Below are 22897 nucleotides of genomic sequence, written 5' to 3'. Positions count from 1 at the left end.
AATCAGGCCGCGCGCGCCGCGGCCTCGACCACGCGGGCCATGTCCGCCGGTGCCACGTGCAGGTGGGGCGCGATGCGCAGCAGGCCGTAACGATTCGTGCAGGCGATGCGGTCCTGCTTCAGGGCCGCGAACACGGCGTCCATCCGGTCGGCCGGCGGACGCAGTGCAGTGAGGTGGGGAGCGTGCCCCGGGCTTCGCCAGTCCGACAGTCCGGCCTGGACCAGGCCTTGGTCGAGCGCGTCGGTGCAGGTCTTCAATGCCGTGGCGATGTTTTCCGGCCGCCAGTCCAGCACCTGGTCGATGGCCGCAAGCGCCATGGAAAGCGGCACCAGGCCGTCGAGTCCGCCGGCGTCGAAGCGGCGCGCACCCGCCGCGAAGGGCGTGGGCGGCGCCAGCGGGAAGCGCCAGTCGGGGCCGGCATCGCGGCCGTACCAGTGGTGTTCGATCGGCGAGCCCTGCGTGCGCCAGTGCGGCGCGACCCACAAACAGGCCAGGCCGCGTGCGCCCAGCAACCACTTGTAGCCGACCGACGCGATGAACGCGGGATGCCAGCGCGCCAGGTCCACCGGCAGCACGCCCAGGCTCTGGCTGAGGTCGAGCACCAGCGCGATGCCGCGCGATTGCAGCAGGGCGCAGATGCGGTCGAGGTCGAGCGTGGCGCCGTCGTCCCACCGCACCTGCGGCAAGGCCGCGATGCGCAGGCGCGGGCTGCTTTCGATCGCGGCCAGCACGGCGCTGGTCCAGTCCTGGCCGGATTCGCGACGAACACCCCGCAGCGCTGCCCCGACGTCGGCGCAGCGCGCCTGCCAGCACATCAGGTTCGAGGGGAACTGGCCGTCGAGCACCAGCACTTCGTCACCCGGACCCAGCGGCAGGTTGCGCGCGGCCGTCGCCAGGCCATAGGCCGCCGACGGCACCAGGGCGATCGCGTCGGCCTCGCCGTCGAACAACCGCGCCAGCCGCTGGCGCAATTGTTCGCGCAGCGCCTGCGGTGTCACGGGTGGCGGATTCCAGGGGCGCGCGGTGAGTTCCATGGCCGCCATCGCGGCATCGTGCACGCTGCGCAGGCGCGGACCCTGCGCGGCGCAGTCCAGGTAGAGACAGCCCTCGTCGGCCAGGAACGCGTCGGATTCGGCGTGCGGGATCGGCATGCCCCCAACTGTACGCTGCGTGCGGCGCGCAATCATGCTTCGTTCACCTGCCGGGGTTATGCTTCGGACCAATGCGAGTGAACGACTCCGCGACCGCAGACATCCGGGAACCCCCACCCGCGAAGCAGGCGCTGGCCACGCGCTACCAGACCGTTCGCGCCTGCAGCCTGGCGCTGGCGGCGCCGCTGTCGGCCGAAGACGCCATGCTGCAGTCCATGCCCGACGCCAGCCCGGCGAAATGGCATCTCGCCCACACCACCTGGTTCTTCGAACGTTTCGTGCTGGGCGCCGACCCCGCTTACGACGCGGTGGAGCCGCGCTGGGACCTGCTGTTCAACAGCTACTACAACAGCGTCGGGCCCTTCCACGTGCGCGCGCAGCGCGGGCTGCTGTCGCGGCCGACGCTGGCGCAGGTGCTCGAGTACCGGGCCGAAGTGGACGCGCGGCTGCTCGAGTCGCTGGACGCGGGCCGCTTCGACGACGCCACGCTGCAGGTGCTTGAACTAGGCACCCACCACGAACAGCAGCACCAGGAACTCCTGCTCACCGATATCAAGCATGCGTTCTGGTGCCATCCGCTGGGGCCGGCCTACCGCAGCGAGCTCGTGCACGCGCCGGGCGAGTCGCGGTTGATGCACTGGATCGGCAGCGAGGAATCGGTGGTCGAGCAGGGCGCCGCGCCCTGGCCCGCGTCGGGACGCTTTGCCTACGACAACGAATCGCCGCGCCACCGGGTGCTGGTGCCCGCGCATGCGCTGGCGAGTCGGCCGGTCAGCAACGCCGAATTCACCGACTTCATCGCCGAAGGCGGCTACGAAGATCCGGCGCTCTGGCTCAGCGACGGTTGGGACCGGGTGCAGGCCGAGGGCTGGCAGCGACCGCTGTACTGGCACGAAGACGGCGCCCGCGAGTTCACCCTGGCCGGCTGGCGCGAGCGGGATCCGCACGCGCCAGCCTGCCACCTGAGCCTCTACGAAGCTGACGCCTTCGCGCGCTGGGCCGGTGCCCGACTGCCGACCGAAGCGGAGTGGGAGCACGCCGCCGGGGGCCAGGCCATCGAGGGCAACCTGCTCGATGCCCAGGCCCTGCATCCGCAGGGCCGTGCCCGGGACGAGGCCGGCCTGCACCAGCTCTTCGGCGACGTCTGGGAGTGGACGGCGTCGGCCTACACCGCCTACCCGGGCTTCCAGCCGCTGCCGGGTTCATTGGGCGAATACAACGGCAAGTTCATGAGTGGCCAGGTCATCCTGCGCGGCGGCAGCTGCGCGACGCCGGCCAACCACGTCCGCGCGAGCTATCGCAACTTCTTCCCACCCCATGCCCGCTGGCAGTTTTCCGGGCTGCGCCTGGCCAAGGATCTCCCATGAACGCGACTGCCGATGCCGTCGAACTGACCGACCTCCATCCCAGCCGCGACGACCTGCTGGGCGACGTGCTCGCCGGCCTGTCGGCCACGCCCAAGCGCCTGCCTTCGAAATATTTCTACGACCGGCGAGGTTCGGAACTGTTCGAGGAAATCACCCGCCAGCCCGAGTACTACCTGACCCGGGTCGAGCTTGCGCTCATCCAGGACAGCGGCGCCGACATCGCCCGGGCGGTGGGCCCGCAGGCGCACGTGGTCGAGTACGGCAGCGGCAGTGGCCGCAAGACCCGCCTGCTGCTCGACGCGCTGCAGGACCCGGTGGCCTACACGCCAGTGGAGATTTCCCGAAGCGCGCTGGTCGGCAGCGTCGAGCGCCTGGATGCGGAGTTCGGCCCCGTGCAGATGCTGCCGGTGCTGGGCGACTTCACCCAGGCCATCCCGCTGCCGGAACCTGAGCGCAGCGCGCGCCGGGTGCTGGTGTTTTTCCCCGGCTCGACCCTGGGCAACCTCACCGACGCCGAGGCCGTGCAGCTGCTCAAGGCCATGCGCGAAACCATGGGCCCGGACGGCCGCGCGCTCATCGGCATCGACCTGCAAAAATCAGCCGACCTGATCGAAGCCGCCTACAACGACGCCGCCGGCGTCACCGCCGCGTTCACCCTGAACTTGCTCACGCGCCTGAACCGCGAGCTGGGCGCCGACTTCGACCTCGCGGCATTCCGCCACCGCGCCGTCTACCTGCCCGGGGCCGGCCGCATCGAGACCTACATCGACAGCCTGCGTGAGCAGACCGTCACCCTGCACGGCAAACGTTTCAGCTTCGCCGCCGGTGAAGCCATGCAGGTCGAATACAGCCACAAGTACACCGACGAAGGTTTCGCCGCCCTGGCGGCGCGCGCCGGCCTGGCGGTGACCGAGGGCTGGAGCGATCCCAAGGACTGGTTCGGCCTGCGCCTGCTGCAGCCCGCCTGAAAACCGCAGCCACCGGAGGCCCCATGGCCCGCAAGGAACCCAAGCCGCCCGCGGACTACGACGACCTGCGTGCCCTGTTCCTCAACTGCACGCTCAAGCCGTCCGGCGAGGCGTCGCACACCGAGCGCCTGATCCACGTGGCCGCCGGCGTCATGCGCGCCAACCAGGTGGCCGTGGAGGTGTTGCGCCCCGTGGACCTGGTGCTGGCCCCGGGCGTGCAGCCGGACATGACCGAACACGGCGCCGAACGCGACGACTGGCCGGCGCTTTCCAAGAAGGTGATGGCGGCCGACATCCTGGTGCTGTGCACGCCGATCTGGCTGGGCGATTCCAGTTCGGTCTGCCGGCGGGTGGTGGAGCGCCTGTATTCGGAATCGGGCAAGCTCAACGACGCCGGCCAGTACGCCTACTACGGCCGGGTCGGCGGCTGCCTGGTGACCGGCAACGAAGACGGCATCAAGCACTGCGCGATGAACCTGCTGTACTCGCTGCAGCACCTGGGCTACGTCATCCCGCCGCAGGCCGACGCGGGCTGGATCGGCGAAGCCGGGCCCGGCGATTCCTATGGCGACAACGGCGCCGGCTACGACAACGAGTTCACCCAGCGCAACACCACCTTCATGGCCTGGAACCTGATGCACCTGGCCCGGATGCTCAAGGACGCCGGCGGCATGCCGGCCCACGGCAACCAGCGCAAGGCCTGGGACGCCGGCTGCCGCTTCGACCATCCCAATCCCGAGTACCGCTGACGGCCGGGCCACGCCCGTGCCTGCAAATTGAAACCCCGCCGCGTGCCCCGGGCTGCCGAATGCAAGGCAGCCCACCCGCGCCCGCGCGCGAGCCTGAACCGGCAGACGCCCCGGGCGCCTTCGCCCCCGCGCCGTTGCGCGCTGCGGCCGGAGGTTCATGAACCGTCGTGCTGGCGCCGGCCGCTGGCACGGGGATTGCTCCTTGTTCCTTGCACCCCCCGGCCATGAAGGCCAATTCCCCCCAAAAGGAGCAACACCATGAGCAACCAGAACGCCAAACCGACCAACGCCGAAGAGCGCAACCACAACCGCGACCCCCAGGCCGTCCCCGTGGACGCGAGCGAACAGGAGCGCTACTGGCGTGGGCAGTACGAGCGCGAGCCGTACTTCGAGAAGGACTACGGCTACGACGACTACGGCCCGGCCTACAAGGTGGGCTGGGATGCGCGGGCGCGCGCCGGCAACCGGTCCTTCGAGGACGCCGAGGCCGACATGCGCCGCAGCTGGGAGGAAACCAAGGGCAAGTCGCGCCTGGCCTGGGAAAAGGCCAAGGGCGCCGCGAAGGCCGCCTGGAACCGCGTCGAGCGTGCCATGCCGGGTGACGCCGACAACGACGGCAAATAAGCCATAACCAAGCACGCCCCCCGCTGGCCCGCGCCACCAAGGCGCGGGCCTTTTTTCGCCGGATCGCTCAGTCCAGGGCCTCGGTGCCCATGGCCGGGCAGTTGGCCAGGTCGCTACGGTCGGGGCTGTCATCAACCTGCTTGCCGGCGTCGCGCAGGGCGGTGCGCAGGCCTTCCTCGAGCACCGGGTGGTAGAAGGGCATGCGCAGCAGGTCGAAGACGGTGAGCTTCTGGTCCACCGCCAGGGCCAGCAGGTGGGCCAGGTGGTCGCCCGAGGGCGTGCACAGCTCGGCGCCCAGGATGCAGCCGGTGTCGTGGGCGGCATAAACGCGCAGCAGGCCTTCGTTCTTCTGCGCGGCGCGGGCGCGGCCCTGGCGGCGGAAGTCGACTTCGCCGACCACCGTGTCTTCGGGCAGGTCGGACAAGCGCCTGCCGACGAAGGCCGTGGTCGGATCGGAAAACACCACGCCCAAGGGCGTGCGGCGCTGGTAGCAGATCGGCTCGTCGGCCATGGCATTGCGACCGGCGATGAAACCTTCGTCCGCGGCCTCGTGCAGGATCGGGGCGTGGCCGTTGACGTCGCCGGCAATGAACACGGGCGTGTCGCCCAACTGCAGCCGGCCGGGCTCGAAATCGGGCCTGCCCTTGTCGTCCAGCGCCACCCCCAGGGTTTCCAGCCCCAGGCCGTCGAGGTTGGGGCGCCGGCCGATGGCCACCAGCACGGCGTCCACGTCCACTTGGGTCTTGCCGGCGACCAGCCGCACGCCCTCGCCATGTGCGTGCAGTTCGACCTCGGCGCCGGTGTGCAGAGTGAATTCCTGCGAAAGCTGCTCGCGAAGCACCTGGTTCACCTTCTCGTCGTGCAGACCGCCCAGCATGTCGTCGGTGGAAAAGGCGGTGACTTCGATGCCCAGCCTCGCCAGCGCCTGGGCCATCTCCACGCCGATCGCACCCAGGCCGACCACGCCCATGCGCCGTGGCAGGTCGCGCCGTTCGAACAGGTCGTCGGTGGTGAACACACGCTCGCCCAGCGCCGCCCAGGGCTTGGGCAGCACCGGTCGGGATCCGGTGGCGATGATGATGCGGCGGGCACCGTACTCGCGCCCGTCCACCGACACGCGGTCGGGGCCGAGCAGGGTGGCACGGCCTTCGATCACCTTGTCGCTGATGCCGTCGGTGGCCTTGAGCACGCCCGACACGTAGAAGTCGCGCAGCTTGCGCACGCGTTCGAGCACCGCCGGGATGTCCACGGCCAGGGCTTCGGCGCCGCCCACGCCGAACGCCGCCAGCCGCTTGCGGGCGTGGAAAGCATTGGCCGCTTCGATCAGCACCTTCGAGGGCATGCAGCCCACGCGTGCGCAGGTGGTGCCGAAGGGGCCGGCATTGACCAGCAGGAAGTCATCGGTGCGGCGACGCACTTCGCGCAGGGCGGCGAGGCCGGACGTGCCGGCACCGAGGATGATCACGTCTTTGGGGGAAGCCATGGGCAGCTCGCTGGATGGGGGGTGCCACCATCGTGACCGAACAGCCTGCATGCAGGCAAAACAGGGCAGGGACGGGCAGCTCCGGCCGCCACCGCGACTTCATGCGAAAATGGGCGCCTTGCCTTGCTACCCGTGGCCACGATGACCTCACTGACGATTACCCGCCCCGACGACTGGCACCTGCACTTGCGCGACGGCGACATGCTGGCGCGGGTGCTGCCCGACACCGCCCGCCAGTTCGCGCGCGCCATCGTCATGCCCAACCTGGTGCCGCCGGTGACCACCGTCGCCCTCGCGGGCGCGTACCGCGGGCGCATCCTGGCCGCGCTGCCGGCGGGCATGGCGTTCGAGCCGCTGATGACCCTGTACCTGACCGAACGCACCTCGCCGCAGGACATCGCCGAGGCCAGGGCCAGCGGTTTCGTGCAGGCGGTGAAGTGGTACCCCGCGGGCGCCACCACCAATTCCGACGCCGGCGTGTCCGACATCGACCGCTGCCACGCCACGTTGCAGGCCATGCAGGACCACGATCTGCCGCTGCTGGTGCACGGCGAAGTCACCGGTGCCGACGTGGACGTGTTCGACCGCGAGGCGGTGTTCATCGAAACCCTGCTCAAGCCGCTTCTGCAGCGCTTCCCGAAGCTGCGCGTGGTGCTCGAGCACATCACCACCCGGCAGGCCGCCGAGTTCATCGCCGCTGCGCCGGCCAACGTCGCCGCCACCATCACCCCGCACCACCTGCTGATGAACCGCAACGCGCTGTTCACCGGCGGCCTGCGCCCTCACCACTACTGCCTGCCGGTGCTCAAGCGCGAAGAACACCGGCGTGCGCTGGTGGCCGCCGCCACCGGCGGCAGCCCGAAGTTCTTCCTGGGCACCGACAGCGCCCCGCACACCCGCGGTGCCAAGGAATCGGCCTGCGGCTGCGCCGGCATGTACAGCGCGCACGCCGCGCTCGAGCTGTACGCCGAAGTCTTCGAAGCCGAAGGCGCGCTGGACAAGCTTGAAGCCTTCGCCAGCTTCCACGGCCCGGATTTCTACCGCCTGCCGCGCAATACCGACCGCATCACGCTGGTGCGCGAGGCGTGGACCCTGCCCGCCCAGCTGGGCGAGGGAACCGACGCGCTGGTGCCGCTGCGGGCCGGCACCGAGCTCGCCTGGCGGCTACAGTCGACGGCCGGCTGAAGCCGACCGCACCGGGGAGGGCTTCGAGCGCAGCTCGCTTCCCGGTTTCCGGCGCGTCTTCCGGCACCTGCTGCGCGATGCCGGCGAAGGCGCCGATACCGCGCTGTGGCTGGCCGCCACGCGACGGCAATCGGAACCGCTGATTCTGCCCGGGCCCCTGCGGGCCGCTGGCCTGGCTTCGGCTAAAGTGTGCCGACCTTTCCGCGAACCAGGACCGACATGGCCGCGCTGGCCGACATCTTCATCCACCCGGTGAAATCCTGCGCACCGCTGGGCGTGGAGCAGGCGAACGTGCATTCGCGCGGGCTCGAACACGACCGGCGCTGGATGCTGGTGGACGTCGACGGCAAGTTCGTCACTGCCCGGCAGCAGCCGCGGCTGCTGAGGGTGCATCCGGTCCCGACCGACCGCGGCCTGCGCCTCGAGGCGCCGGGCATGCCGGCGCTCACCCTCGAAGCCGCGCCCGCCGGCGAGACGCTGTCGGTCCGGGTCTGGAAGGACGAGGTGGATGCCCTGGCGGCGGATGCCGCGGCGGACGACTGGTTCAGCACCTACCTGGGCCGGCCGGTGCGCCTGGTGCACATGGATGCCAGCGTGGTGCGACGCAATGGCTCCTCGCACGCCCAAGCCGGCGACGAAGTCAGCTTCGCCGACTCGATGCCGCTGCTGCTGGTGTCGCAGGCTTCGCTCGACGCGCTCAACCGGCGCCTGGACCGCCCGGTGCCCATGGGCCGTTTCCGTCCGAACCTGGTGGTGGACGGCGTGGACGTACACGCGGAAGACAGCTGGACGCAGGTGACCATCGGCGACGTCGTTTTCGACGTGGCCAAGCCCTGCGTCCGCTGCGTGCTGGTCACCATCGACGCCTTCACCGGCGACAAGGACGCCGGCGGCGAACCCTTGCGCACGCTCACCACCTATCGCCGCGGCGAGAAGGGGGTGAGTTTCGGGCAGCTGCTGATTCCCCGCTCGGGCGGCCGCCTCCGGGTCGGCGACAGCGTGATCCCCAGCCAAACCAAGGCGTGAGCCAAAAAAAGACCCCGGCCGAAGCCGGGGTCCTGATTTGCCGGTGTCAGTCGTGGATCAGAACGTGACCGACCAGCTGTTGATGTAACCGGTGTCGCCCGCCGCGTTGTCGTTCACCCGCAGCTTCCAGGTGCCGTTGAGCGCTTCGGACGACAGGTTCACCGTGTAGGTGCCGATGATGTTGTCGGCACTGCCGCCGCTGCGGTTGTGCAGGTTGTACAGCGAGCCGTCCGGCGCCACCAGGTCGACCTTCAGGTCGCCCTTGTAGGTATGGACGATGTTCACCGCGACCGACGCGTTCGACGGGGCATTGCCGCTGCGGCCGGAGACCGAAATCGGGCTCTCGACGGTGGCGTTGTCCGAGATCGTGTAGTCCGCGGTGTTGCTGTAGGTCTGCGGCTGGCTGCCGCCGCCGGTGGTGTAGTTGCCCACCAGGCTGACACCGGAGAACGTGCTGTAGGCCTTCACGCGCACGTGGTAGGTGCCGGCCGACGGGGCCGCGATGGTGCAGGTCTCGTTGTTGCCGCTCAGGTACGGGCGGCAGACATACGAGGTGTCGGTCGGCGCGGTGCCGAACTGCACGTACAGGTCCGCGTCACCGGTGCCACCGGACATGGTGAAGGTCAGGTTGCTGGCGCCCGAGGGCACGGCCATCGTGTAGTTGAGCGAATTGCCGGTGCTGGCCGACAGGCCGGTCACGGCGACACCCTTGGTCAGCGTGCCACCACTCGGCGGCGGCGGCGGGGGCGGCGGCGTGCTGCCACCGGCCAGGTCCACCAGGGCGCGGGCATCGATGATGCCGGCACCGCAGCCACCCGAACAGGAACCCGACAGCGCGTAGGCGGTCGACTTCAGGTTGGCTTCCACCTGCGCAGGGGTCCACAGCGCCAGGCCCAAGGCCAGGCGGCGGCTCTGCGCCAGGGCGACGGCACCGGCCACGTGCGGCGAGGCCATCGAGGTGCCGTTGTACGAGGCATAGGACTCGCTGCCCGGACCCTGGGTGCCGCTGTTGAGCGTGGACAGGATGCCCGAACCCGGGGCCGACACGTCGATCGAGGTGCCGTAGTTCGAGAAGCTCGAACGGGCGCTGGCGCTGGTGACCGAGGCGACGTTGACCACGTTGTTGCAGCTGGCCGGCGTGAAGCCCGAGGCGTTGGCATTGCTGTTGCCCGCCGCCACGACCACGGTGGTGCCGCGGCTGACCGCGCTGTTGATCGCGTTCTGCGTGGTGGTGTCGCAGGAACCGCTGCCGCCGAGCGACATGTTGATGACGTCGGCCGCGTTGGCCGCGCTCAGGGTCGGCACGCCGGACACGGTGCCACCGGAAGCCCAGATGATGGCGTCGGCGATGTCGGACGTGGAGCCACCGCCGCGACCCAGCACGCGCACCGGCATCACCTTGGCGCCCCAGGCGGTACCGGCCACGCCCTTGCCGTTGTTGGTGACCGCGGCCACCGTGCCGGCCACGTGCGTGCCGTGCCAGCTGGACGGGTTGCCGCCGTAGTAGTCGCCCGGGTCGGAGGGGTCGGAATCGCGGCCGTTGCCGTCGCCAGCCGTGGTCGTGTTGCTGATGAAGTCGTAGCCGCCGACGATGTTGGCATTGAGGTCGGAGTGGCTGACGTGGCCGGTGTCGAGCACCGCCACGATGATGCCCGAGCCGTTGGCCACGTCCCACGCGGTGTTGGCGCGGATGCCCGCGTCGGCGTCGGTGTAGCCCCACTGCTGGCTGTAGCTGGTGTCGTTGGGCGTCAGCGTGTGCTTCATCACGCGGTCGATCTGGACGTATTCAACGTTCGGATTGGCGGCGATCTGGCGCATCAGGGTTTCGGCTTCGGCCGGGCTGAGCTTCTGCGACGCGGCCACGACGTCGGCGCCCAGGGACATGCGGCGGACGTGGCTGGCGGCCAGCGGTTTGCCGGCGTCACGGCCGTTTCGCTGCAGGCGGGCGGCCTGGACCAGCTGGTTGGCGTTGACCGCGGCGATTTCCAGCGAGCGCTTGAGCTCGGCCGGGTTGGACGCCTCGGGCGTGCCGGCCTTGTACTTGACGATGAACTGGTCGAACTGCGTGTCCGAAGCGATGGCGCTCAGGTCGACCCGAGGGGCGGGCTGGACGCCCGCGGCCATGGCTGCCTGCGCTGCAAGGGCGAAGGAAGTAGCCACGACGATACCGCGCAAACGAAGATTGCGAGTGTTGTTGCTCACGTTGGTGGATCCCCGAAAAAGGAAAACAGCGATTGCCGCAAAGCGGCCGTGTTTTGCATCCCTGCCCCGGGTCCCCTGGGCTGCCACCCGCTTACGTGAGCCTTGAAGGCTTCTCGTGTCAGCAGAAGGTTGCACGCCACCCCGGACGTGTAACGCAGAGGTCATCTGCATGACACGTGGCCGACGCTAGCCCGGGGAAATTTGGCCGTCAAGCCGCACTGCCGCAAAAGCGCCGGGACCCGGGCCGGGCGGGCAGGGAGGCTTCGCGGAGGCCTGAAATCAAGCGCTTTTCCACGCCCCCCGGCCGGGCCCGCCAAACCCGTCCGGGCAGGCGACGGCCGGCCCAGGGCGCAAATGCGCGAATCCGGGGCGCGCCACGGCTACCAGCGGCCCGGGCCGGCGGCAAGTGGCGTCGGCTGGCGTGCCGGGGTCGCGGGGCGTGGGTATGCTCCAGCGCACCCTCCCCCCCATTGCGAGCCCCTCGATGTCCGCCCTGCGCTCCTTGCCCCTCGTGCTGGCCCTGGCGGCCAGCCCGGCCTTCGCGGCCGACAGCCCCGCGCCGTTGCTGGCCTGCCTGGATGCGCAGTTCGCGGCCCTGCCGATGGACCCGGCTACCGACGTCGGCCTGAGCGTGGCGATGCTGCCCATGCATGACGATTGGTCGTGGCAGGGCGCGCGTGGCGTTGCGGACCGGGAAGCCGGCACGCCGCTGACGCCGGAGCATGGTTTTCGCATCGCCAGCATCACCAAGACCTTCACCGCCGCCGCGGTACTGCGGCTGGTGGAGCAGGGCCGGCTGGGGCTGCACGACCCGATCGCCAAACATCTCGATGCCGACGTCGTGGCCGTGTTGGAATCGGGTGGCTACGACCCGCAGGCCATCCGCCTGCGCCACGTGCTCAACCACACCTCGGGAATGCGCGAGCACGTCACCGAAGACTTCCTGGCGCGCCACGGCGACGGTTCCGGATACCAGAGCACCGCGCGCGAACAGGTAAAGCTGGCCATGGCGGCCGGGGCGCCGTTCGCCGCGCCGGGCGACGAGTTCCACTATTCCGACACCGGCTACGTGCTGCTGGGCCTGGTCATCGAGCGCCATACCGGCAAGCCGCTGCACGAAGCCCTGCGCAGCCTGCAGGCCTGGGAGGCCAACGGCCTGGCGCACAGCTGGTTCGAAACGCTCGAGCCGGCGCGGGCGCCGCAGGCCCACCAGTACTGGCAGGGTCGCGACACCCGCCCGTGGCACGCTTCCTTCGACCTGTACGGCGGTGGCGGCATCGTGGCGCCGCCGGGCGACACGGCCGCCTTCCTGCGGGTGCTGCTCAAGGGTGGCCTGTTCGAACGCCCGGGCTCGCTGAAGTTCATGCGCACGCCCGGCGTCACCGGCGCCTGGAACGACTACGGTGCGGGCCTGTTCAACCTGGAGGTGGACGGGGAAACCATGATCGGCCACAGCGGCTACTGGAACACCTTCGTCTTCCTGTCACCCGACGACGGCGTGATCTTCGCCGGCGCGGTGGGCGAAAAAACCGCGCTGCCCTACGGACCGCTGCTGGGCGCCTTGCGCACCGCCTACCGGACCTGCGCGCCGGGCTGAGGTCGGGCCGCAAGAAGAGGGGCTTCCTGCCGCACCGGGATTGAGCAATAGTGAGTCGCCCCGCGCTGGCGAGCCCTGGAGAGCCTGTTGGACAAGACCTTTTCCTCGCCGGCCCGGCGACACGCCTGGCTCCTGATGCTGGTCGCCGTGGCGTCCTGCAGTTCGCAGGACCTTCCTTTTGTTGCCGCGCCCTTGCCCGATGCCTCGCTCGCACGGCCTTACCCGGGCTGCACGATCGTCAGCGTGTCCCCCGCCGAGGCGCTGCCGGAAGAAGGTGGCCGGGGCGTGCGCCGCGCCCTGATGCGCCACGAAGCCGACTGCCTGCCGGATTTCCCCCAGCCTTCCGACTGGCACGAGCCCTACCGCATCACCTTCGAGCAGGAATTCAGCGAAGTGCGCCAATCCCCGGGCGGCGTGGACACCTGGGTGGGCGGCGAGACGCGCTTCCTCGACGACTCGGCCGGACCGAGGCGACAGGTAGAGGCCGCCACCGAAGGCATGGGAAAGAATTGCGCCCTGTTGCTGGACAAACTGCAGGCCGACGCCGCGCCGTGCATCACGGCGATCGACCCGGACACCGGCCGCCAGTTCCAGGCGGCGCTTGACGACTTCCGCGCGAAATTGAACTTCCAGATCAATGCGCACGGCGAAACGCATCTCGCGGCGATCCGCATGGGGCGTGACCAGTTCTGCCTGGAAAACTGGTGGCAGGTGCAGCGCCAGCTGGAGGGGCGATTCGACCAGTGTGTCGTGAAGTGAGTTAGTGCCCTTGGTGCAAGGGCCTAGAACGCGACACTAGTGGGGCGACTGCCTTTGGAATCTCACTGATTGACCTCACGACGTCGCTCAGGTTGAAAAGGATGCCCCTCTGAGTTCCTGGTGCGCTAGGTTCCTATCAATTCTTGGGGCGCTTCCTTACGCCGACTCAAGAGGAATGGATAGGGTCATCGCAGGCAAGGAGATGTAGAATCCACCAGAGTTGAGTCAAGGCAAGAAGGCAGATGAAGCCATTTCTTAAGTGGGCCGGAGGGAAGCACAAACTAGTGCCGCGAATCCGCGAATTGCTTCCAGACGGCAGTCGTTTAATAGAGCCTTTCGCAGGATCAGGAGCAGTTTTTCTCGGGACGGACTTCGAAGCAAACCTGATCGCCGATGTTAATCCCGATATCGTATCGCTCTTTACGCAGCTAAAATATCAGCCGGACGAAATTATAGTTGAAACAACGAAGCTTTTTATCCCAGAGCATAACTCTCAGGATGCCTACTACCAGTTGCGAAACGAGTTCAACAAGATTGAGGCCGGAGTTCGGAAGGCTGCGCTGTTCGTATACCTGAACCGCCACTGCTTCAATGGGCTCTGTCGCTACAACGCATCTGGCAAGTTCAACGTTCCGTTCGGTCGATATGCGTCACCAAGGCCTCCGCTAGAAGAGATGTGGGGGTTTGCTGAAAAGGCACAAAAGGCAGAGTTCATTTGCAGTGACTTTAGGTTAGTGCTCTCCCAAGCTCGAGACGGAGATGTCGTTTACTGCGACCCTCCGTACGTGCCGCTAACTGAAACTGCAAACTTCACGACTTACGCAAAGGGTGGCTTCGGTATCTCCGATCAACGAGAACTTGCCGATATGGCGTTGGCGCTGAGTCTCCGAGGGGTTTCAGTTCTTATCTCAAACCACGATAACGACGAAACCCGCGCTCTTTATAAGCACGCTCAAATTAGCGCATTTGACGTCCAGAGGTTCATTTCGCGAGACGCCCGCAATCGAAACATTGCGGCCGAGCTAATTGCCGTTTACGGAGATGGGTGTGGCGCAACTGTAGCGGATGAGTCGAAGTGCTCGGTGAAAAGCTGTTCAAGTAATCCAGCGCCCGCATAGGGCGCGAGGGTAGTGCCATGGGTGCCTGCACTTGGACTTTCTGCACTAGCTCGCTCTTTTGGTGAGGAGGTAAGCTAGTTCCGCAATCAACAAGCCTTCTGCGCAACTGTAATTTCATTGCAGACTCTGTCCGAAAACTATCAATCCTTGCCCACGGCTACCACCACATTAACCAGCGCTTGGGGATCGACTCTTGATGCTTACCACTTGGCGCGTGTAGTCGGCACATAAATGAACTCTTTCCTTTTCCTTGGTCAAAGCTTGCAGCAGCTAAACTATTCGCGCAGCAATTGGCGCAACTGCTCAATGTTTGAGACGTCTTCTAGGCGATGAATCATCCTGTGGCAATTGGGACATAAAGCGGCAAAATCGCCCGCGGCTACTGGTCGCGACTCACCCTCCGCTAGCTTGCTGAGCGGGATCAAATGATGCGCTTCAATGTATCCACTCCCAATTTCGCCATATCTGTCTTCCATTCGGATTCCACAGCACTCACAGGAATCTCCGAGACTTTTCTTAATTTGTCGGACGATGGATGGATCTCGTTCCAGGCGGCGGTGATGCCCAAAGCGCTTGATCTCTATCAAGTCTCGTGGCGGCCTCTCGACGCTGTCTCTGTCATTTGAGTAAGTGATTAGGTCCTCCTTGTATAGAGCCTGCTCCTCCACATAGTCACGAAAGCCGCGACTGTATGCGCAAATAGCGCACTTGTGCCTTCCTTGCCCGGCCTGGCTCATAGGAAGAGCGGCAAGCACTTCAACGGGAGCGCTCTCTCCTTCCGCGCATGCCTCATTGCGACCGGAGACAGGCGTTTCGCTTAGCGCGGCTGAACGCCCCGCTTCATACGCGCAAATAACACATTTGTGGCGCCCGCTTCCGGCTTGCGAGGTGTGCAGAAACTCTACTAATCCAAGAGGTGCGGACTTTTCGTGGTCACAGGTTTGCAGTTTCTGAGTCATGAGTTTGATCTCGGTACAAGATAATCTGTACTACTTCGAGGGTCAGTGGCTGTTTCGAAGTGCCGCGATGGGCGAGTTTATCGCTCTGGGTGGGCTTTGCGAATCCCTATTCCCGAGTGGTCCAGCGGCCTGTCGCCGACCAATTTGGAGGACAAGCTGGGCATCCAAATTCTAGTCCGGCCTGTTGATGGGCGAGCAAAACAATGTTGCCGTGAGCGGCAAATTAACCCCACCGGCGTAATGAGCTTGGTTGACGAGCATTGGCACGTTTCCGGCGACCAAGAATCTAGGGCCGGCTTGAACCAGTGGGCGTGACTAGCTCAGCTCGCCGTGAGTTGAGAAAAATTCTCACTCAAGCGAGGTTTCTAGATGTGTCTGGTGTTTCGACTGCGACTAGGCGTTAATCTCGTTCGCCAGCTGCGCTGTGGCGGAAGTCGCCCAAGAATCAAAATGCTACGCAACTTGGACTGTTTGGGTCACCTGAAAATTACTAGTGATTCGAGCCTACGATGCAGTATCGATCTCGTCAGCCAGGGGATCGATTTGCGGAGTAGGGCTAGTGGAGCCTGTTCGCGTATCGATTGGACTTTTGCCGAAAATTAGCAACTCTCAATTCAACTTGCTGTCTAACGGAGCGCATTTGAGATGGCCTTTAGCACTAACGATGCGCTTTGGGAGGATTTCCTCCAGACTTGGCCGATAGAACGCCTTCGCACAATGTCTCTGGCCGAATACACCGCGGTTGGAGACAAGGAGACTTTCACCTACTGGATGGAAAGCCGGCTGGACGAATACGGCAGTATCTGGGGCGGCTCGGCGTTCAAGTTCGGCATCTATTCGCGAAACGATACCACCGACAAGGAGGGCGATGCGTCGCTCGCCTACGACGCTCAGTACGGCTGGTATCGCAAGTTCGGCGACACCCCGCAAGCCGCCTTCGACGTAGTCCGAGGACACGTGGTCGCAGTCGCCGAGTCGGCGCGGGCCGGTCGGCTTGACGAAATCGACAAGAGCCCGCTCGGCGCCGCCTACCGCTGGAAGATCGCGTTCCACTACCAGTCACAACAGGCACCACTGGTGGCCTGCATCTACCTGCGCAAACCGCTACTGCATTTCTTGCAGATGCCGCTGTCGGACAGCGCCGCGCCGCAGAGCGTTCTGTACCGGATGCTGGCCGAGCACCGCAAGCCCGAAGAGGGCGTCGTCGCTTTCAGCGAACGGGTGTGGAAGGACTGGGTCTACAGCAACCCGCTGGAGATCAAGCTGAGCGAAGGCGCGGTCAAGAATGGCTACTTGACGGTCAACCTGGTGTCGGCGCCGTTCCCGGAGTCGATGTACGGGGGCGCCACCGATGCCGAGGCCGGCGACACAGCCCGTTTCGTAACCGACACCGGCCAGTTTTTCGACTCCGATATCCGGGTGACTGGTGCAGGCGGCAGCGGCCGCCTGCGCAAGCGCCTGAACGGCTACTTTGGCAGCATTGGCGCCAAGGCCGGCGACATCATCCGCATCCACCAGCAAGCGGACGGCAGCTACCGCATCGAGGCTAAGGCCGACGTGACGCCGCAGCCAGCCGCGATCGCGGGTGTACCTGCACCCATTCTTCAGTCGATCAAACCCAAGAAGCCGTCCATGACGCCGCTTAATCAAATCCTTTACGGACCGCCGGGAACCGGCAAGACCTTCGAGACGGTCGCCAAGGCGTTGGAGGTGCTCGATCCTGCCTTCCTCGCCGAGAATGGTGATCCGGATGATCGTCCGCAACTCAAGAAGCGCTTTGACGACTTGGTCAAGGAAGGGTTGATCGAGTTCGTGACTTTCCACCAGAGTTTCAGCTACGAGGACTTTGTAGAGGGCGTGCGCGCCGCAACCGACGAAGAATCGGGTCAGTTGCGCTACGAGGTGACCGATGGCGTGTTTAAGCGCTTGTGCAACTCGGCACGCACGCGCGTGATCAAGGAGGCCGGCCTCCCTATCGACCTTGCCGGACGCCGCATTTGGAAGCTGTCGCTAGGTGACTCCGCGACGGAAGGCCACATCTACGAGGAATGCGTCGAGAATGGCATTGCGCTGATGGGATTTGGCGGTGGCGCGGATTTCTCCAGTTGCCGCTCACGCGAGGAAATCCAGAGAGTTTTTAGCTCGGTCGGCGAGCCGTTGGCTTTGGGCGACTATCCGATCACCGCGATCAATACCTTCGTAAATCAGATGAAGCAGAAGGACCTCATCGTCGTCTCGGAAGGCAACCTAAAGTTCCGTGCGATTGGCGAGATCACCAGCGACTACCGGTGCATCGATCGAGACAATGGCGACACCTACGCGCAGTGCCGGAGCATCCGCTGGCTGCGCGTTTACAACCCGGCATTGCCGCTGGAAGCGCTAATGGAGAACCGCTTCAGCCAGATGACGGTGTACGAATTGCGGTCGGGTTCGATCAACCTTGACAAGCTGCGGACATTGCTGAAAGGGCGCGAGAGTGGCGAGGAGGCAGTGAAACCACGGGTCCTGATCATCGACGAGATCAACCGCGGCAATGTCTCGCGTATCTTCGGCGAACTTATCACGCTGATTGAACCTTCCAAGCGCGCCGGCGCCCCGGAAGCGCTGCAATGTGAATTGCCATACTCGAAGAAGCCTTTCAGCGTTCCGGGCAATGTCCATCTGATCGGCACGATGAACACCGCGGACCGATCACTGGCGGGCCTCGACATCGCCCTGCGGCGGCGCTTCGAGTTCATCGAGATGCCACCGCGCCCGGAGCTTCTGTCGGGTGTGGTCGTGGCTGGTGTGGACCTTCAGAGCCTGCTCGCCACCTTGAACCGTCGCATCGAAGTGCTTCTGGATCGCGACCATATGCTGGGGCACGCCTACTTCATGTCGCTGCAGAACGACGACGACCTGGCCAGCCTGGCGACTGTCTTCCGCAACCAGGTATTGCCGCTGCTCCAGGAATACTTCTTCGAGGACTGGCAGCGCATCGCCTGGGTGCTCAACGACCATCGCAAGCCCGCTGGATGCCGTTTTGTGGTGCCACCGCCATACAGTGCCGAAGCCCTTTTCGGCGCCGGGGCCGAGGTTCCCTCCGAGGCCAGGTTGTGGCGGCTGGATCCGCGAGCCTTTGGCCGGCCCGAGAGTTATTTCGGGATCATTGAGGCCGCGAAGGCCTGATCCATGCGATCGGTCGTCGTCCGCGAGTACGCCCGCCTAACGACTTCGCCATTGGCGCAGATGTCGCTCGACGAGGCTCATGTCCCGGACAGCGCGTTCGAGTGGTTGTGCAAGGAAAGTGCGCGTCTGCGTCAGTCCGGCGCCTCGCTCGTTCAGCTTGAGGATCGTCGCTGGCTGCGTCTGGACAACTACGTAGGAGTCCTCGAGACGCCTTGTGGTACGCGGATTGAGATCTTGCCAAAGTGCGTGGAAGGCATGGACGACGAGGAGCGCGCGCGGAGACTGCTGCGCAAGATGCTTGCGCGTTGCCTCAATCTTCCGACACGCGAAACTGGTCCGACGCACATTCAGACGTTCTCCGCTCCGCTGACGGAATGGGTGATGGGCCAGTTCCTCTCCGAACTCGACCGCTTGGTTAAGCGGGGAGTCCGCTTTGACTACCGATCGGTTCAGGAACAGCAACGTTTTCTGCGCGGTCGGTTGGATGTAGACAGGCAACTTCGGCAGCCGCCGGGACGACAACACCTGTTCCATATCGAGCATGATGTATTCGATGCGGATCGCCCCGAGAACCGCCTGCTGCGTACCGCTCTGGATCGGGTGTGCCGAATCACGCGGGATCCAAGCAACTGGCGACTGTCACACGAGCTCGCGACGTTCCTGGCACCCGTGCCGACCAGTAAGGACATGGCGAGTGATTTTCGTCGCTGGCGGGACGACCGCCTAATGGCCCACTACCGCCCGGCCCGCCCGTGGTGCTCGTTGATTTTGAACGAGCAAACGCCCATGTCGATTCTGGGCGAGTGGTATGGAGCAAGCCTGCTCTTCCCCATGGAGAGGGTATTCGAACGGTATGTGGAAGCCTGCCTACGTAGGATGCTTCCACCCGATGCTGTTTTGACCCCCTCTGCGTCGAGCAGGTATCTGTGCAGCCACAAGGGCGAGTCGTGGTTCCTGCTCAAGCCGGATTTCCTTGTCCAGCGTGGACAACAGCGCGTTGTGCTGGATACAAAATGGAAGAGACTGGACGAGTCGTTTGGCGGCAACGGGGACAAGTATGGACTCAGCCAGAGCGACTTCTACCAGCTATTCGCCTACGGGCAGCGCTACCTCGATGGGAAAGGGACGTTGGTTCTGGTCTACCCCCGTACGGCCACCTTCCAAGCTCCGTTGGATGATTTCGTCTTCGACGCGCAGCTCAGGTTGGTAGTGGCGCCATTTGATCTTGAGGAGGGGCGCCTTGCTGTCGACGCCTTGCCCTGGGAAGCCGGCTTCTCAGCGGATGCAGCCTGAGCTAGAAGCGGCGCCAAACTCGAAAGTATTAGGGCTTTCGGTCTAAGGTCGTGTGACGCACATGGGTGCTGGGGTCGTCACGGAGTCCCTAGCTCCGGGGGACCAAAGCACGTCGCCTGACAGGGTCATGTGGACAAACTGCTTGCCACAGAAGTGATGGAGTCGTTTCGGCTGGCCCCAGGGTGTCGACGCTGGCACAGAACTGCCACAGAAACTGTCACAGGCCTCTTTGGCATCGAAACCGGGCCGCGGGGAAGCCACAAAAAAACCCGCAAATTCGCGGGTTTAGTGATGGTGGCTATGGGTGGACTCGAACCACCGACCCCGTCATTATGAGTGACGTGCTCTAACCGGCTGAGCTACATAGCCAACGTGCCGCTATCCGTTGCGGATAGGGCCGCGAATTCTGGGGCCTCGCCGGGCCGCTGTCAAATTCCCGCCGCGTTTTCAGCCCTGGAATTGCCCCGGCCCGTCGGCCGGGCAGGCGGCCACCGGCCGCGGGTCTTCGGGCACCGGGCCGCTTTCAGCCTGCCAGCACTCGTCGAAGATCGAGCAATAACACATGCTCAGCACGGTGCCCGGGCGCCGGATGGCGGCCTGCAGGGCGCGCACCAGCGGCGGGTGTTGGGTTTGGAACACGGTGACGCTTTCGCCCGGGGCCAGCACCCGCTGGCTGATGAAATCGCGGCCGTAGGGGCTGTCGGCCGGCTGGTCCAGGCGGGTCAGCAGGCCCGGCCAGTCCGGCACGGGTTCGCCGTCCAGGGTCATGCGCAGGCTGCGAACCTTGGCCGGGCCGACCCCGGTATTTGTGAACGACAGCGACAGCGCGGCCGTGTCGCCCAGGTCGAAGTCGTTCATCTGCACCTGGATGTAGGGCCAGACGGCCGCGGCGGTTTGCCGGCGCACTTCGTTGGATTCACGCAGGGTGGCGAACAGCGCCAGGATGGCGATCAGCGCGCCGGCCACCGACAGCAGGGTCTGCCAGAAGGTCAGCCGCACCATGCGTTGCTCGGTGCGGGCCAGGGCGGCCAGGGCGTCGGCGCCGGTGGGTTCGCCGGGTGGCGTCGTCGGCGGAATCGAATCGTTCGTCACGGGCACGGGCCTGTCGTGGCGGCGAGGGCCGGAAACCAGATGCTATCGCATGCCTGCGCCGGGTCGCGCTTGTGGCTGCTCCGCGCGCTGTGGCAGTCTGGTCCCAGTAGATTCTTTGGAGTCCCGTCCCGTGGTCGATCCGGACGGTTTTCGCCCGAACGTGGGCATCGTGCTTATGCACGGCGACGGTCGCCTGTTCTGGGCCCGGCGGGTCAACCGTGACGGTTGGCAATTCCCGCAGGGCGGCATGAACACCGACGAGACGCCGCTCGAGGCCATGTATCGCGAGCTTCGCGAGGAAGTGGGCCTGGCCCCCGAGCACGTCGAAGTCCTGGGCGCCACGCCCGGCTGGCTGCGCTACCGGCTGCCCAAACGCTGCATCCGCCGGGGCAACCGGCCGGTCTGCATTGGCCAGAAGCAGGTCTGGTTCCTGCTCAAGCTCACCGGCCAGGAAGCCGACCTGAAGCTCGATCTCACCGAAAAGCCCGAATTCGACAGCTGGCGCTGGGTGGATTTCTGGTACCCGGCCGAGCACGTGGTCAGCTTCAAGCGCGAGGTCTATGTGCGGGCGCTCGAGCACCTGGCCCCGCACGCCCGCCAGGTGGCGGGGGAGGGGGCTGTCCCACCGGCGGGTGAGACGGTTCGTGCCCTGGTGGCGGCAGCGGCGGGCGGCCGGCACCGCTAGCGCGGCTTTCGGGACTGAAGTCCCTCCCACAGGGGTGCGGCTGAAGGGCTCCCGGCCGGGGTGGCGAAAGGTAGTTGACAACCATTCGCATCTGGGGTGGAATGCGAACCGTTCCCATTATCGCGGCCCGCCATGTACGTCTGCATCTGCCATGGAGTCACCGACCACGACATCCGCCGGGCCGCCGAGGCCGGGTGTGCGTCCGTGGCCGAGCTGACCATGCGAACGGGGCTGGGCAGCGGCTGCGGCAGCTGCGGCGACATGGCTGCCGAAATTCTCGACGAGGCCCGCGCAACGCGGGCGTTCCCGCTGCCGGTGTTTGCGGCGGCGGCTTGAGGCATAAGCCAGCGCTTCGCGGCTGAAGCCGCTCCTACAGAAAGTGAGCCCTCCGGTGAGGGTGAAAACGCTAAGCATTCCTGTTTCGGCATGGGCTGGCGGGAAGGGGTACCCTGCGCGACGTATCCACGGAACAGGAGGCCAGCCATGAAAGGCGACGCCAAGGTCATCGAGCACCTCAACAAGGCGCTCTACAACGAACTCATCGCCATCAACCAGTATTTCCTGCATGCCCGCATGTTCAACAACTGGGGCCTGAAGGAGCTGGGCGAACACGAGTACAAGGAATCGATCGACGAGATGAAGCATGCCGACATGCTCATCGAACGCATCCTGTTCCTGGACGGCCTGCCGAACCTGCAGAACCTGGGCAAGCTGCGCATCGGCCAGACGCCGAAAGAAGCGCTGGAATGCGACCTCAAGCTCGAGCACGACGCCGTGCCCGACCTCAAGGCCGGCATCGCGCACTGCGAACAGGTCGCCGACTACGTGTCGCGCAAGGTCCTGGCCGACATCCTCGAGTCCGAGGAAGAACACATCGACTGGCTCGAAACCCAGCTCGAACTGATCGGCCGCGTCGGCGAACAGAACTACCTGCAGTCCAAGATGGGCAGCTGAATCGGGGAAAGGGGGCGGCGGCTGCCAGGTTGAACCTGGGGGCCGCCGCCCCTGTCTATTTCAGGAGCGCGTTGAGCGCCAGCGCGGCGCGACGGAACTCGCTTTCCAGCACCGCCACGGCCACCGCCGGGCGGGGCAGCACGCCCTGGCGGGCGCCCAGTTCGATGCGCTTGGCCGCGGCCGACAGCGCCATCGCGCCCAGGTTGGCGCTGGCCGACTTGAGCGTATGCGCCGGCGCCACCATGGCCGGCATGTCGCTGGCCGAGGCCGCGGTTTCCAGCGCGCGCACGTGTTTGGGGGCGTCCTCCAGGAACAGCCGCACCAGGCTCAGGTACTCGTCGCCCATCACGGCGCGCAGTTCGTCCACCACCTCGCTGGCCAGCACCGGCGGCGGGCTGGGCGGTGCGTCGCCGCGGTGTTCGGCCGACATCGGCTCGGGCCGGGGCGCCGGACTGGCCGCCGGGACAGGCCCCGGCGACGGCGGCTGTGGCGCACGTGGCGCGATCGCGCCGGGCGC

General features: G+C 65.8%; 19 protein-coding genes, 1 tRNA gene and 2 pseudogenes. 14 read left to right on the top strand and 8 right to left on the bottom strand.

Going from position 1 to position 22897, the window contains the following annotated elements; all coding sequences use genetic code 11:
• Positions 1 to 2 precede the first annotated feature (2 nt).
• Positions 3 to 1187 (bottom strand): aminotransferase class V-fold PLP-dependent enzyme, encoded by a 1185-nt coding sequence (locus tag N788_RS04270; RefSeq protein WP_034221437.1) that lies wholly within the window; start codon positions 1185 to 1187, stop codon positions 3 to 5.
• A 35-nt stretch (positions 1188 to 1222) separates the two neighbouring features.
• Here N788_RS04270 and egtB point away from each other — a divergent pair, with 35 nt between their 5' ends.
• From egtB to N788_RS14595, 4 genes are all read left to right on the top strand, one after another.
• Entirely contained in the window at positions 1223 to 2518 is a 1296-nt protein-coding gene (gene egtB / locus N788_RS04265; protein ID WP_034221435.1) for an ergothioneine biosynthesis protein EgtB, read from the top strand.
• Positions 2515 to 3486, top strand: a complete 972-nt coding sequence (gene egtD, locus N788_RS04260; RefSeq protein ID WP_034221432.1) for an L-histidine N(alpha)-methyltransferase — start codon at positions 2515 to 2517, stop codon at positions 3484 to 3486. The genes egtB and egtD overlap by 4 nt, the downstream gene beginning before the upstream one ends.
• A 23-nt stretch (positions 3487 to 3509) precedes the next feature.
• Positions 3510 to 4235, top strand: a complete 726-nt coding sequence (locus tag N788_RS04255; RefSeq protein ID WP_034221430.1) for a flavodoxin family protein — start codon at positions 3510 to 3512, stop codon at positions 4233 to 4235.
• Between the two features lie 258 nt (positions 4236 to 4493).
• Positions 4494 to 4859 carry a hypothetical protein gene (locus N788_RS14595; protein WP_051924351.1) on the top strand — a complete coding sequence of 122 codons (366 nt, stop codon included), beginning with the start codon at positions 4494 to 4496 and terminating at the stop codon, positions 4857 to 4859.
• A 67-nt stretch (positions 4860 to 4926) separates the two neighbouring features.
• Here the strand turns inward: N788_RS14595 and N788_RS04245 are convergent, their stop codons facing one another.
• Positions 4927 to 6342: a dihydrolipoyl dehydrogenase gene (locus tag N788_RS04245; RefSeq protein ID WP_034221427.1), complete on the bottom strand. Its 1416-nt coding sequence runs from the start codon at positions 6340 to 6342 to the stop codon at positions 4927 to 4929.
• Positions 6343 to 6483: 141 nt separating this feature from the next.
• Between N788_RS04245 and pyrC the strand changes: the two genes are divergently transcribed.
• Complete coding sequence (gene pyrC, locus N788_RS04240; RefSeq protein WP_034221424.1) at positions 6484 to 7527, top strand: dihydroorotase; 1044 nt, start codon at positions 6484 to 6486, stop codon at positions 7525 to 7527.
• A gap of 219 nt (positions 7528 to 7746) precedes the next feature.
• Positions 7747 to 8553, top strand: a complete 807-nt coding sequence (locus N788_RS04235; protein WP_034221420.1) for an MOSC domain-containing protein — start codon at positions 7747 to 7749, stop codon at positions 8551 to 8553.
• A gap of 57 nt (positions 8554 to 8610) precedes the next feature.
• Here N788_RS04235 and N788_RS15045 read toward each other — a convergent pair.
• Together N788_RS15045 and N788_RS04230 are read right to left on the bottom strand one after the other, a co-directional pair.
• Positions 8611 to 8841, bottom strand: a pseudogene (locus N788_RS15045) (proprotein convertase P-domain-containing protein); the annotation flags it as partial.
• 132 nt (positions 8842 to 8973) lie between these two features.
• A pseudogene (locus tag N788_RS04230) lies at positions 8974 to 10677 on the bottom strand (S8 family peptidase); the annotation flags it as partial.
• Positions 10678 to 11239: 562 nt separating this feature from the next.
• On the opposite strand from N788_RS04230, the gene N788_RS04225 reads away from it, so the two are divergent.
• From N788_RS04225 to N788_RS14300, 3 genes are all read left to right on the top strand, one after another.
• Entirely contained in the window at positions 11240 to 12352 is a 1113-nt protein-coding gene (locus N788_RS04225) for a serine hydrolase domain-containing protein (protein WP_051924350.1), read from the top strand.
• An 87-nt stretch (positions 12353 to 12439) separates the two neighbouring features.
• Complete coding sequence (locus tag N788_RS04220) at positions 12440 to 13111, top strand: hypothetical protein (protein ID WP_034221413.1); 672 nt, start codon at positions 12440 to 12442, stop codon at positions 13109 to 13111.
• A 242-nt stretch (positions 13112 to 13353) separates the two neighbouring features.
• Positions 13354 to 14229 (top strand): Dam family site-specific DNA-(adenine-N6)-methyltransferase, encoded by an 876-nt coding sequence (locus N788_RS14300; protein WP_084695875.1) that lies wholly within the window; start codon positions 13354 to 13356, stop codon positions 14227 to 14229.
• A 275-nt stretch (positions 14230 to 14504) separates the two neighbouring features.
• Here the strand turns inward: N788_RS14300 and N788_RS15175 are convergent, their stop codons facing one another.
• Positions 14505 to 14966, bottom strand: coding sequence for an HNH endonuclease (locus tag N788_RS15175; protein ID WP_425476475.1), 462 nt, complete (start codon positions 14964 to 14966; stop codon positions 14505 to 14507).
• 939 nt (positions 14967 to 15905) lie between these two features.
• On the opposite strand from N788_RS15175, the gene N788_RS04210 reads away from it, so the two are divergent.
• Entirely contained in the window at positions 15906 to 18356 is a 2451-nt protein-coding gene (locus tag N788_RS04210) for an AAA family ATPase (RefSeq protein ID WP_338022626.1), read from the top strand.
• 3 nt (positions 18357 to 18359) lie between these two features.
• Entirely contained in the window at positions 18360 to 19649 is a 1290-nt protein-coding gene (locus N788_RS04205; RefSeq protein ID WP_034221407.1) for an McrC family protein, read from the top strand.
• A gap of 292 nt (positions 19650 to 19941) precedes the next feature.
• Here the strand turns inward: N788_RS04205 and N788_RS04200 are convergent.
• Together N788_RS04200 and N788_RS04195 are read right to left on the bottom strand one after the other, a co-directional pair.
• Positions 19942 to 20018 (bottom strand) — tRNA-Met (locus tag N788_RS04200).
• 78 nt (positions 20019 to 20096) lie between these two features.
• The gene (locus N788_RS04195; RefSeq protein ID WP_152560370.1) at positions 20097 to 20741 is read right to left on the bottom strand and encodes a hypothetical protein; all 645 of its coding nucleotides are present in this window, start codon (positions 20739 to 20741) and stop codon (positions 20097 to 20099) included.
• Between the two features lie 130 nt (positions 20742 to 20871).
• Here N788_RS04195 and N788_RS04190 point away from each other — a divergent pair, with 130 nt between their 5' ends.
• From N788_RS04190 to bfr, 3 genes are all read left to right on the top strand, one after another.
• Positions 20872 to 21426 (top strand): RNA pyrophosphohydrolase, encoded by a 555-nt coding sequence (locus N788_RS04190; RefSeq protein ID WP_034221401.1) that lies wholly within the window; start codon positions 20872 to 20874, stop codon positions 21424 to 21426.
• Between the two features lie 132 nt (positions 21427 to 21558).
• Positions 21559 to 21762, top strand: a complete 204-nt coding sequence (locus N788_RS04185) for a (2Fe-2S)-binding protein (RefSeq protein ID WP_034221398.1) — start codon at positions 21559 to 21561, stop codon at positions 21760 to 21762.
• A 147-nt stretch (positions 21763 to 21909) separates the two neighbouring features.
• Positions 21910 to 22380, top strand: coding sequence for a bacterioferritin (gene bfr / locus N788_RS04180; protein WP_034221395.1), 471 nt, complete (start codon positions 21910 to 21912; stop codon positions 22378 to 22380).
• A gap of 55 nt (positions 22381 to 22435) precedes the next feature.
• Here bfr and N788_RS04175 read toward each other — a convergent pair.
• Positions 22436 to 22897: Hpt domain-containing protein (locus tag N788_RS04175; protein WP_211250681.1), on the bottom strand; the 462-nt coding region annotated here is incomplete at its 5' end.

Source organism: Arenimonas donghaensis DSM 18148 = HO3-R19 (assembly GCF_000743535.1).
Lineage (GTDB): Bacteria > Pseudomonadota > Gammaproteobacteria > Xanthomonadales > Xanthomonadaceae > Arenimonas > Arenimonas donghaensis.
This window is presented reverse-complemented; position numbering and strand designations above follow the sequence as displayed.

What these genes read in the sequence shown, in the direction of transcription:
- N788_RS04270 (WP_034221437.1), bottom strand. Translation starts at nt 1,187, where the DNA reads ATGATTGCGCGCCGCACGCAGCGTACAGTTGGGGGCATGCCGATCCCG.
- egtB (WP_034221435.1), top strand. Translation starts at nt 1,223, where the DNA reads ATGCGAGTGAACGACTCCGCGACCGCAGACATCCGGGAACCCCCACCC.
- egtD (WP_034221432.1), top strand. Translation starts at nt 2,515, where the DNA reads ATGAACGCGACTGCCGATGCCGTCGAACTGACCGACCTCCATCCCAGC.
- N788_RS04255 (WP_034221430.1), top strand. Translation starts at nt 3,510, where the DNA reads ATGGCCCGCAAGGAACCCAAGCCGCCCGCGGACTACGACGACCTGCGT.
- N788_RS14595 (WP_051924351.1), top strand. Translation starts at nt 4,494, where the DNA reads ATGAGCAACCAGAACGCCAAACCGACCAACGCCGAAGAGCGCAACCAC.
- N788_RS04245 (WP_034221427.1), bottom strand. Translation starts at nt 6,342, where the DNA reads ATGGCTTCCCCCAAAGACGTGATCATCCTCGGTGCCGGCACGTCCGGC.
- pyrC (WP_034221424.1), top strand. Translation starts at nt 6,484, where the DNA reads ATGACCTCACTGACGATTACCCGCCCCGACGACTGGCACCTGCACTTG.
- N788_RS04235 (WP_034221420.1), top strand. Translation starts at nt 7,747, where the DNA reads ATGGCCGCGCTGGCCGACATCTTCATCCACCCGGTGAAATCCTGCGCA.
- N788_RS04225 (WP_051924350.1), top strand. Translation starts at nt 11,240, where the DNA reads ATGTCCGCCCTGCGCTCCTTGCCCCTCGTGCTGGCCCTGGCGGCCAGC.
- N788_RS14300 (WP_084695875.1), top strand. Translation starts at nt 13,354, where the DNA reads ATGAAGCCATTTCTTAAGTGGGCCGGAGGGAAGCACAAACTAGTGCCG.
- N788_RS15175 (WP_425476475.1), bottom strand. Translation starts at nt 14,966, where the DNA reads ATGAGCCAGGCCGGGCAAGGAAGGCACAAGTGCGCTATTTGCGCATAC.
- N788_RS04210 (WP_338022626.1), top strand. Translation starts at nt 15,906, where the DNA reads ATGTCTCTGGCCGAATACACCGCGGTTGGAGACAAGGAGACTTTCACC.
- N788_RS04205 (WP_034221407.1), top strand. Translation starts at nt 18,360, where the DNA reads ATGCGATCGGTCGTCGTCCGCGAGTACGCCCGCCTAACGACTTCGCCA.
- N788_RS04185 (WP_034221398.1), top strand. Translation starts at nt 21,559, where the DNA reads ATGTACGTCTGCATCTGCCATGGAGTCACCGACCACGACATCCGCCGG.
- bfr (WP_034221395.1), top strand. Translation starts at nt 21,910, where the DNA reads ATGAAAGGCGACGCCAAGGTCATCGAGCACCTCAACAAGGCGCTCTAC.